At 39.8% G+C, this 9,049-nt stretch carries 11 protein-coding genes; 5 read left to right on the forward strand and 6 right to left on the reverse strand.

The features are described from left to right. Nucleotides 1-99: 99 nt before the first annotated feature. From ccmE to ccmA, 5 genes are read right to left on the reverse strand one after another with little or no spacing between them, the layout of a single operon-like run. Nucleotides 100-597, reverse strand: a complete 498-nt coding sequence (gene ccmE / locus LMH66_RS18545; RefSeq protein ID WP_102529607.1) for a cytochrome c maturation protein CcmE — start codon at nt 595-597, stop codon at nt 100-102. After that, nucleotides 597-794, reverse strand: a complete 198-nt coding sequence (gene ccmD, locus LMH66_RS18550; protein ID WP_102529608.1) for a heme exporter protein CcmD — start codon at nt 792-794, stop codon at nt 597-599. The genes ccmE and ccmD overlap by 1 nt, the downstream gene beginning before the upstream one ends. After that, nucleotides 794-1,540: a heme ABC transporter permease gene (locus LMH66_RS18555; protein WP_102529606.1), complete on the reverse strand. Its 747-nt coding sequence runs from the start codon at nt 1,538-1,540 to the stop codon at nt 794-796. Before LMH66_RS18555 ends, ccmD begins: the two co-directional genes overlap by 1 nt. Nucleotide 1,541: 1 nt before the next feature. Beyond that, on the reverse strand, nt 1,542-2,228 hold the full coding sequence (ccmB, locus tag LMH66_RS18560; protein WP_102529605.1) for a heme exporter protein CcmB: 687 nt from the start codon (nt 2,226-2,228) through the stop codon (nt 1,542-1,544). Between the two features lie 9 nt (nt 2,229-2,237). Further along, nucleotides 2,238-2,888 carry a cytochrome c biogenesis heme-transporting ATPase CcmA gene (gene ccmA / locus LMH66_RS18565; RefSeq protein ID WP_102529604.1) on the reverse strand — a complete coding sequence of 217 codons (651 nt, stop codon included), beginning with the start codon at nt 2,886-2,888 and terminating at the stop codon, nt 2,238-2,240. 323 nt (nt 2,889-3,211) lie between these two features. Here ccmA and LMH66_RS18570 point away from each other — a divergent pair, with 323 nt between their 5' ends. Further along, nucleotides 3,212-3,505: a c-type cytochrome gene (locus LMH66_RS18570; RefSeq protein WP_102529603.1), complete on the forward strand. Its 294-nt coding sequence runs from the start codon at nt 3,212-3,214 to the stop codon at nt 3,503-3,505. Between the two features lie 60 nt (nt 3,506-3,565). On the opposite strand, the gene ccmI is transcribed toward LMH66_RS18570, so the two are convergent. After that, the gene (ccmI, locus tag LMH66_RS18575) at nt 3,566-4,828 is read right to left on the reverse strand and encodes a c-type cytochrome biogenesis protein CcmI (RefSeq protein WP_229372197.1); all 1,263 of its coding nucleotides are present in this window, start codon (nt 4,826-4,828) and stop codon (nt 3,566-3,568) included. A 428-nt stretch (nt 4,829-5,256) separates the two neighbouring features. Here ccmI and LMH66_RS18580 point away from each other — a divergent pair, with 428 nt between their 5' ends. From LMH66_RS18580 to LMH66_RS18595, 4 genes are read left to right on the forward strand one after another with little or no spacing between them, the layout of a single operon-like run. Further along, nucleotides 5,257-7,233 carry a heme lyase CcmF/NrfE family subunit gene (locus LMH66_RS18580; protein ID WP_229372193.1) on the forward strand — a complete coding sequence of 659 codons (1,977 nt, stop codon included), beginning with the start codon at nt 5,257-5,259 and terminating at the stop codon, nt 7,231-7,233. A 15-nt stretch (nt 7,234-7,248) separates the two neighbouring features. Further along, on the forward strand, nt 7,249-7,800 hold the full coding sequence (locus LMH66_RS18585; RefSeq protein ID WP_102529600.1) for a DsbE family thiol:disulfide interchange protein: 552 nt from the start codon (nt 7,249-7,251) through the stop codon (nt 7,798-7,800). Nucleotides 7,801-7,802: 2 nt separating this feature from the next. Next, nucleotides 7,803-8,291 carry a heme lyase NrfEFG subunit NrfF gene (gene nrfF / locus LMH66_RS18590; protein WP_102529599.1) on the forward strand — a complete coding sequence of 163 codons (489 nt, stop codon included), beginning with the start codon at nt 7,803-7,805 and terminating at the stop codon, nt 8,289-8,291. After that, nucleotides 8,291-8,845 carry a TlpA family protein disulfide reductase gene (locus LMH66_RS18595; RefSeq protein WP_229372195.1) on the forward strand — a complete coding sequence of 185 codons (555 nt, stop codon included), beginning with the start codon at nt 8,291-8,293 and terminating at the stop codon, nt 8,843-8,845. Before nrfF ends, LMH66_RS18595 begins: the two co-directional genes overlap by 1 nt. Nucleotides 8,846-9,049: the final 204 nt, after the last annotated feature.

A 9,049-nucleotide genomic window follows, 5' to 3' on the forward strand; every position in this document is an offset into this window, starting at 1 on the left:
CAAATGAAATGGTAGAAATATAATTTGGAAATGCTGGCCGTTCAGTAGATAAAAAAAATGCCAATCGATTGATTGGCATTCTAGTATGAACGTTAAAACTTATTGGTATTTGTAACCTTCAGTTTGTTTTTGCTCAGAGTAGTCTAGCTTCTCATGAGTTTGACCCATGGCTTCAGCAACTTCTGGAGGCATGTAGTTTTCATCATGCTTCGCCAGTACTTCAGTTGCTTCGATAGTGTCAGGCTTGATTAATACGCCTTGAGCGACAATACCTTGTCCTTCACGGAATAAATCAGGCAGTAAGTCATCAAAAGTAACAGTAATTGCACCACCAAAAGCATCATGAATTTCAAATTCTACGTGCAAGCTTTCTGGATCTCTAACCATTGTTCCAACAGTTACCATTCCACCTACTCGAATACGCTGACCAATTTCAGGCTTTTCACCAGTGTCTTTTTTACCGTTTACAATTTCGTAAGGGGTAAAAAATAAGTTTAAGTTAGAGTTTAATGCATACAAAAGTAATGATGCGATACCTGCTACACCTGCAATTAATGCGACGGCAAGTGTGAGTCTTTTTTTACGTCTAGAGTTCACTATCTACTACTCCTAGTTTCTTTAAGGCGGTCTTCTCGTTCCATCTTTTTAGATATCTCGAGTAAGACGGATCTTTTCTGGCGAAGGCTTAAGAATAATAAGATCCCTAAGCTTCCGAAGGTAACACCGTATGACAACCATACATAAAATGCATAACCGCCCATATTTAAAAATTCTGACAATGATTCGAACTGGATCATTTAGATGCCTCCGCTTTTGCTAATTCTCTAACCCAAGGGCGCATGCCATTTCTTGCTAAAATTTCTGCTTTATAGCGCACCAAAGTGATTGCACCAATCATTAAGCCAAAACCGAATATATTGATAAGCAGCGGCGCTAACATTTCCATTGGCATAGCTGATTTTTCTGTGATTTTGATGGTGGCTGGTTGGTGTAAGCTACTCCACCAATCAACTGAGTATTTAATGATTGGGATATTAATAACACCAACGATGGCTAATATGCCTGCTGCACGAGCTGCAAGCACTTTATCTTCAAATGATGCATAAAGAGAAATAACACCAAGGTATAAGAATAATAGCACTAGTTCTGATGTTAAGCGTGCATCCCAAACCCACCATGTGCCCCACATAGGTTTACCCCATGCAGCACCAGTTAATAGCGCAATAAAGGTAATGACGGCGCCAATAGGTGCAATTGATGCAGCTACCCAGTCAGCCGTTTTAATTTGCCAAACGATACCGACAAATGAGGCTGATGCCATCGCCATATATGCGGCCATAGACATTGAAGCAGATGGCACGTGAATATAAATAATTCTGAAGCTCTCGCCTTGTTGGTAATCCATTGGGGCAAATAACATTCCCCAGATGGTTCCAACACTTATCAATAAGATGGCAGAAAACGCAAACCAAGGTAAAAGCGTTGATGCTAGTTTGTATGCACGCTCGGGATCAGCGTATGAATGAAGCCATTTCCACATATCAGTTTGTACTCACTCGTAATGAAGCACCAATTGCAAATGGTGCCATAATTAATGATCCGACCAACATGGCGCCAATAATGGCAAGTTGTCCGGTATAAGGTAAATTTAAACCAGCAGCATCAATAGCGCTGGTAGCAAAAATTAGTACGGGTATATACAGTGGCAAAATTAATAAGCTAAGTAATACTCCACCCTTGCGTAACCCAACAGTTAACGCCACACCAATTGCACCAAGTAACGATAATACGGGCGTGCCCACAGTTAGCGTTAATATGAGTGCAGTATAGCTATTACTTTCTAAATGTAACAAGACTGCTAATAAAGGTGCTACTAATATCAATGGTACACCAGTTAAAATCCAGTGAGCCAATACTTTTGATAATACCAATATTGGTAAAGGCTGTGGGCTTAGTAGCATCTGCTCTAAGCTACCATCATTAAAATCTGCTTTAAATAATCGCTCTAGTGACAACATGGATGCCAATAATGCAGCAACCCATATGATACCTGGTGCAACGCGTGACAGAACCTGTGGTTCTGGTCCAATTCCTAAAGGAAATAGTGTCACGACTAAGACAAAGAATAAAAGTGGATTAAAAATATCCCCACGATGCCTAATCGCAATTTTTAAATCACGCTGCAACAATGTCAGAAATGCTTGGGTGTAACTGATGCCTCTTTTCATTGTTGTACCTTATACGAAGCGATAGTCTAGTTTGATCTTACGAAGCACTTCATCAGTGATGAGACTCATATCTTGGTGTGTCGTCATAATAACGCAACCACCACTTTGAGTGTGCTTAATAAACAATTGTTCCAACTCTTCTACACCTTTTTTATCAATTGCTGTAAATGGTTCATCAAGGATCCAGATTCGACAATTGGTGTGCCAGAGACGGGCTAGGGCTGTTCTTCTGTGTTGGCCTGCTGATAAATGTCCAGCGAGAGCCTCTTCGAAGCCACCTAAGTTAACTTTGGCGAGCAAATCATAACTATCAAAATCATTATATCCACTTAACCTTAAATTGAAGTTAAGGTTTTCATTTGCTGTTAACTCGCTTTTAACACCAGCGAGGTGTCCAAGATAAAGTAAATCTTCATTAAACTCGTCACGACATTGATTGATATCGGTATCAATATACTGAATCTCGCCAGCATAAGGTCGAGATAAGCCAGCAATAATGCGCAACAGGCTGGTTTTACCAGCACCATTAGGGCCTTCAATTTGGACAATATCACCTGCATTAATTTCGAAGCTTAATTGATCAAACAGAATACGGTCTTCACGAATGCACGTCAGTTCATTTGCCCTGACTAAAACTTGCTGCTGATTGTTGTCTGTCACTGAGCCCTCTTTTTACGTGTTGAGGATGAATACAAAATCAATATTATCATAAACACAATTAAGGGTTTAGCATTCAACCCATCTATGTGCTAGGTATTTGAAGTGGTTCCAATAAAATACATCTAATGTGAACTTTTTCATGATTCTCTAATATATTACTCAATACAGTTTTATTGTCTTAATTTGAGTATGAAGGTGAGATTCTTATCACAAAAAGGTGAGTTTTATTGAAGTTTGTAGTAATCTGATGACGATTTAATAAGTCTACCTGCTTTGAAAGGTGGCATTGAGCTTTGAATTTATTTGCATTAGGAACGATGAACATGAAAAAATTATTAGCAATGACTGCAGTTGCTGCATTGACTTTGTCTACAAACGTTTTCGCTCAAGATGGCGAAGCAGTTTACAACAAAGCGTGTCAAGTATGTCACAGCATGGGAGTTGCTGGTGCACCAAAAGCGCACGATGCTGCTGCATGGGAGCCTCGTTTAGCGGCGGGTATGGACACACTAATTTCTACAATTAAAACTGGTAAAGGCGCTATGCCTCCAGGTGGTATGTGTACTGATTGTACTGATGAAGATTACCAAAAAGCGATTGAGTTCATGTCTAAGTAATTTTAGATACTCATAAAAAAACCGGCTACTAGCCGGTTTTTTAATGTCTATAAAAACTGTTTATTGAACAACAGTATCAAGCATTAGTTTAGCTTCTTCACCGACTGCAACAGATGCAACAACACCTTTCAAGTCTCCAGTTTGCGCTTTCACACTACCATGCTTAGATAACACTGCGATAATTTCAACATTTTGGGCACTGCTAAGTTTAACGTCACCACCCATTGAAGTTGAGTCATCTAATGTCACCGTAACAGGAAGGCTGTTAGCACTGATTTTAGTTGCAGCTAAAGGTACTTTAGGTCCTTGCGTTGAACGTGCAAAGATAAATACCATATCAGTAGAGCTAACTTGATCAGCTAATTCTGGTGAAATCGCAATTTCAACATCAACGGTTTTAGCTGTTGTTGCAGCTTGCGTCATTGGGTTGTGGTTGCTGTCATTTGGCATTTCGCCTGTTTCAGCTTGAATACGCATGTTAGCAGATTCGATTGCATTCATTACTGCTGTGCGATCAATGTCACTGCGGCCACTATCTAAAATAGTTTGCCATGCGTTGATTGCTGCTTGGTAATCAGCGGTAAAGAATGAGTCCATACCAACAAGTAGTAATGTTGATGGGTCTTGTGCGTCTAATGCCAGTGACTGATCAACCAATGCCTGAATTTGAGGATTCATTTCTTGGCCATTCTTGTAATACATTGCCGTTGCTTTAGGCCCAAGTAATTCTGCTGCAGTACCGACTAATTCCATCACTTTATCAAATGAAGCAATTGCTTGATCAAATTGATTAGCTGAAATATAAGCATGACCTAAGCTAAACCAAGCTTGGCTGTTTTCAGGATCTGCTTGTACTTGCTGCTCCATCATCTGTACGCGTTGAGCCATAATTTGCTCGCTGCTCATGCCTTGATGTGGGCTAGCCTCTGCTTGTGGAGGGTTAGCAAGCTCTTCGTAAGCACCTAATGATTGATAGAGGTACGCTGAAATAGCTAGAATACAAACGGTCATAAATGATGGCCATAAGATCCCTTTAGCTTGAATTTTCGTATCAAGAGAGTCATCGCCATCTTGCTTCATATCTTGCAATAAGCCGATTTCAAGCTCTTTCTTTAGTGCATCAAACTCAGTTTGATCTAATAAGCCATCTTCTAGTTCTTTTTCTAGAATAGCTGCACGTTCGTTAAATAGTTCAAGGTTTGTTTGCTTACGTACGCCTGATTCTTCAGCAGCTAACATTTTTTGCTGACGAAAATGTGGGACCCAAATCAGCATTAAACTGATTACGACGACAAGAGCAATAAATATCCAAAATGTGGTCATTGTTTCAATATTCACTTTTAGGTTGCTGAAAAAACAGAGCGGATTAGCCGCCTGACTTGAAGTTAGATTATACGTAAAGATGATTCATTGAACAGTAATATACGATATAACCGAACCAGAATCGTCATAGTTGGGCACTGGTTCACAGATTAATCACCTATAAAAAAAACAAACGAAACTTAAATGAACTTTTTATGTCCTATGTTCAACAGTTGATAACTGGGTGTTTTTACTCTCTATTTTTTTGAGAATGAGACAAGTCACCCAGTTTTGCACGAAAGTGGCAGACATAAACAACAGCAACTACTAAAATATAAGCAAATTCGTATTAGCTAATGTTAATATCACTGTTTTAAAGCATTATGATAGATATGCGTTGTTTAGCCTTTATATGGCTTGAACAACTTTTTTAAAATTGAGGAATACCCATGATCCCTGAACTTGGACACTTCTCGCTCATTATTGGTTTGGCATTCGCCATTCTATTGATGACCGTGCCGTTATTTGGTGCAGCCCGTAAAGACCAGTATCTCGTAAGATATGCTTGGCCTATTTGTTACGGTATGTTCTTTTTTATCACTCTTTCTGTCATCACCCTAGGCTATAGCTTTGCTGTTGATGACTTCTCTGTGGCTTATGTCGCAAATCACTCCAACTCACAACTACCAATTTTCTTTAAAATTGCAGCTGTATGGGGTGGCCACGAAGGTTCATTACTTTTCTGGGTATTCTCTCTAACGGTTTGGGCAGCTGCGGTTGCAACCTTTAGTAAAGGTATGGAAGAAGTGTTCATTGCACGCGTACTCGCAGTACTTGCAATGGTCATTGTTGGGTTCTCATTATTCATGATCCTGACCTCTAGTCCTTTCGAGCGTATTTTCCCAATTCCTATGGAAGGTCGTGACTTAAACCCAATGTTGCAAGACGTAGGGCTTATTTTCCATCCTCCAATGCTTTATCTAGGTTATGTCGGTTTTGCGGTTAGTTTCGCATTTGCTATTGCAGCGCTTATGAGTGGCCGTTTAGATTCAGCTTGGGCAAGATGGTCTCGTCCTTGGACATTAGCTGCTTGGGTATTCCTAACAGGTGGTATTTCTCTAGGTTCTTGGTGGGCATACTACGAGCTAGGTTGGGGCGGATGGTGGTTCTGGGATCCAGTTGAAAATGCATCATTCATGCCTTGGTTAATTGGTACCGCACTTGTTCATTCATTAATCGTGACTGAAAAGCGTGGCGCATTCCGTAACTGGACAGTATTGCTATCTATCTTTGCTTTCTCATTAAGCTTGTTAGGTACATTTATCGTGCGTTCAGGTGTACTAACATCAGTTCATTCATTCGCAGCAGATCCTAGCCGTGGTATGTTCATTCTACTATTGCTTGGTTTAGCTATCGGTGGCTCCTTAACCTTGTTCGCACTACGAGCAAGTGAAATGAGTAGCCCTGCACGATTTGAATTAAAATCTAAAGAAACATTCTTATTAGTCTGTAATGTTCTACTCACTGTGGCAGCAGGTACCGTTTTACTTGGTACGCTATACCCACTGTTAATTGATGCATTAGGTATGGGTAAGATTTCTGTAGGACCTCCATATTTTAACTCTGTATTCGTACCAATCGTATTAGTACTATTTGGCTTTATGGGTATTGGTCCAATTATTCGCTGGAAGAAATCTAAAGCGGGTGAATTGAAACGTCAGTTACTTATCCCTGCAATTGTTGCAGCAGTAGTTGGTTTAGCAACGCCTTTCATTGCTGGCAACGAATTAAACCTTTGGGTTGTATTTGGTATCGGTATGGCAACTTGGGTTTCACTTGCAACATTCAGAGCGGCTTATAACCTGCTTACAGACATAAATGGTAAATTTACTCTGAATAAGATTGGTCGTAGTGAAACGGGTATGCTAATTGCGCACATGGGTATTGCAGTTTCAATCGTTGGTGCGACTATGGTGTCAAACTACTCGATTGAGAAAAGCGTACGTATGGGCCCAGGTATCAGCGAAGAGTTAGCTGGTTATACCTTTAACTACATTGAAACTAAAAATGTTGTCGGTCCAAACTACACTGCCCAGCAAGGTCAGATAGAAGTTTATCAAGATGACAAGTTTGTCACATTATTAAGACCAGATCGTCGTCAATATAATGTACGTACAATGGACATGACTGAAGCTGGTATTGATTGGGGCTTATTCCGTGACCTTTATGTCACTATGGGTGACCCATTAAGTATGACTCAGTTTGCAGTACGTCTTAATTACAAGCCGTTTGTTCGTTGGATTTGGATTGGTTCTATCTTCATGATGGTCGGTGGTTTCTTAGCTGCATCAGATAAACGCTACCGCGTGAAAGAAACTAAAACCGCGAAAGATGACACTAAAGAAGCGAAATTAGCGACTGCTTAATTTATTGGAGAAAATATGAAAAAGTTGGTGCTGTTTATACCATTGGTATTGTTTTTGGGGATGGGAGTTTTTCTATATCAGGGGTTATTCTTAAATCCGCAAAAGCTCGATTCAGCACTAGAAGGAAAGCCGGTTCCGGCTTTCCAACTTGAACGTCTCGAAACACCGGGTGAAATGCTAACGCAGGAAAATCTTAAAGGCGAAGTGTCACTTATTAATGTATGGGCAACTTGGTGCCCAGCTTGTAAGTATGAACATCCGTATTTAATGATGTTAGCGCGTCAAAACATTTTACCGATTTACGGTGTTAACTATCGTGATGAGCGTGCTCCAGCAATTAGAGAGTTAAGCCGTGAAGGTGATCCTTATACGCTTAATATTTTTGATAAAGATGGACGCTTAGGTTTAGACCTTGGGGTTTATGGAGCACCAGAAAGTTTTATTGTTGATCATAACGGCATTATTCGTTTCCGCTATGCAGGTCCTATTGACAGGAATGTATGGAGCGAAACGCTTTATCCAATGATCCAAGAGTTGCAAGCTGAAGCGAAACAAGATGGAGTTTAAGAATGAAGACATTTAAAATACTTGTTGGCTTCATGGCAAGTTTAGTTTTGGCTTTCAATGTCATGGCAACACCAGTTGATACATATGAATTTAAGTCAGCTGATAACCAAAAACGTGCATTAAGTTTGGCGCATGAATTACGTTGCCCACAATGTCAAAATCAAAATTTAATTGATTCTAACTCACCAGTTGCCCAAGATTTACGTCTTGAGGTTTACACAATGGTAGATGATGGCAAGAGTAATGATGAAATTGTCGATTTTATGACAAGCCGCTATGGTGACTTTGTTCTTTATAAGCCAAGACTTGATCCTAAAACTTACATTCTGTGGCTTGGTCCATTTGTTCTAATGTTGATTGCACTATATGTAGCACTCGTTGTAGTTCGTAAGCAACGTGGTAAATCAACTGCTGCACCAGAAATGACTGATGCTGATCGTAATGAGTTAGAAGCTTTGTTGAAAAATAAACAAAGTCTGGATGATAAGTAATGAATATCATGATCAAAGCGATCATGCTCAGTGCATTAGCAGTGACTTTCACTGTTAATGCTTATCCTGGAATGGAAAAGCAACAGCAGCATGTAAGCAATTCTACACTGGACAAAATAAATGTCCTTGAGAATCCTTTTCCAATTGCACACATTGGATTCAATGATGCAGAAGGTAAAGAAGTCGATTTTGAAGAACATAAAGGAAAAGTCGTTATTGTGAATATGTGGGCCACATGGTGCCCACCTTGTGTAAGAGAACTACCAGCTTTGGATCGTTTAGAGCAAACGTTGAGTAAAGATGACTTTGTATTGATGCCAATTTCGATAGATGCAGAAGGCAAGAAGCAAGTCAGCCCTTTTTTAGAGTCAATTGGCTTACCTTCGTTTAACTCTTACTATGATGCAAAACAGAATCTACGTGAAGTATTCCCATTAGATACAATTCCAGCTACCTTTATCTTGAATAAAGAAGGCGAATTGGTGGCATATGTTCGTACATATGTAGATTGGGATGATGAAAATGCTATAGAGTTCTTGCAGCAATTCCAATAATAGCGCTAATTATATTGAGTTAGAGCAAGCTAAATAGGCCTAAGACAGTATTAATTGATTAAAAAAGATCGCTTTTGATGAAAAACTCATCAAGCGATCTTTTTTTTGTGTTTTTATTACCAAAAGCCCTTGCGGTGTTTCAGAATCTCCCTATAATGCGCATCCACTGACACGGCAGAGCGCAATAGCGAAACACTGAGTCAG

Origin of the sequence: Shewanella sp. 10N.7, assembly GCF_020806285.1 — a bacterium.
Lineage (GTDB): Bacteria > Pseudomonadota > Gammaproteobacteria > Enterobacterales > Shewanellaceae > Shewanella > Shewanella electrodiphila.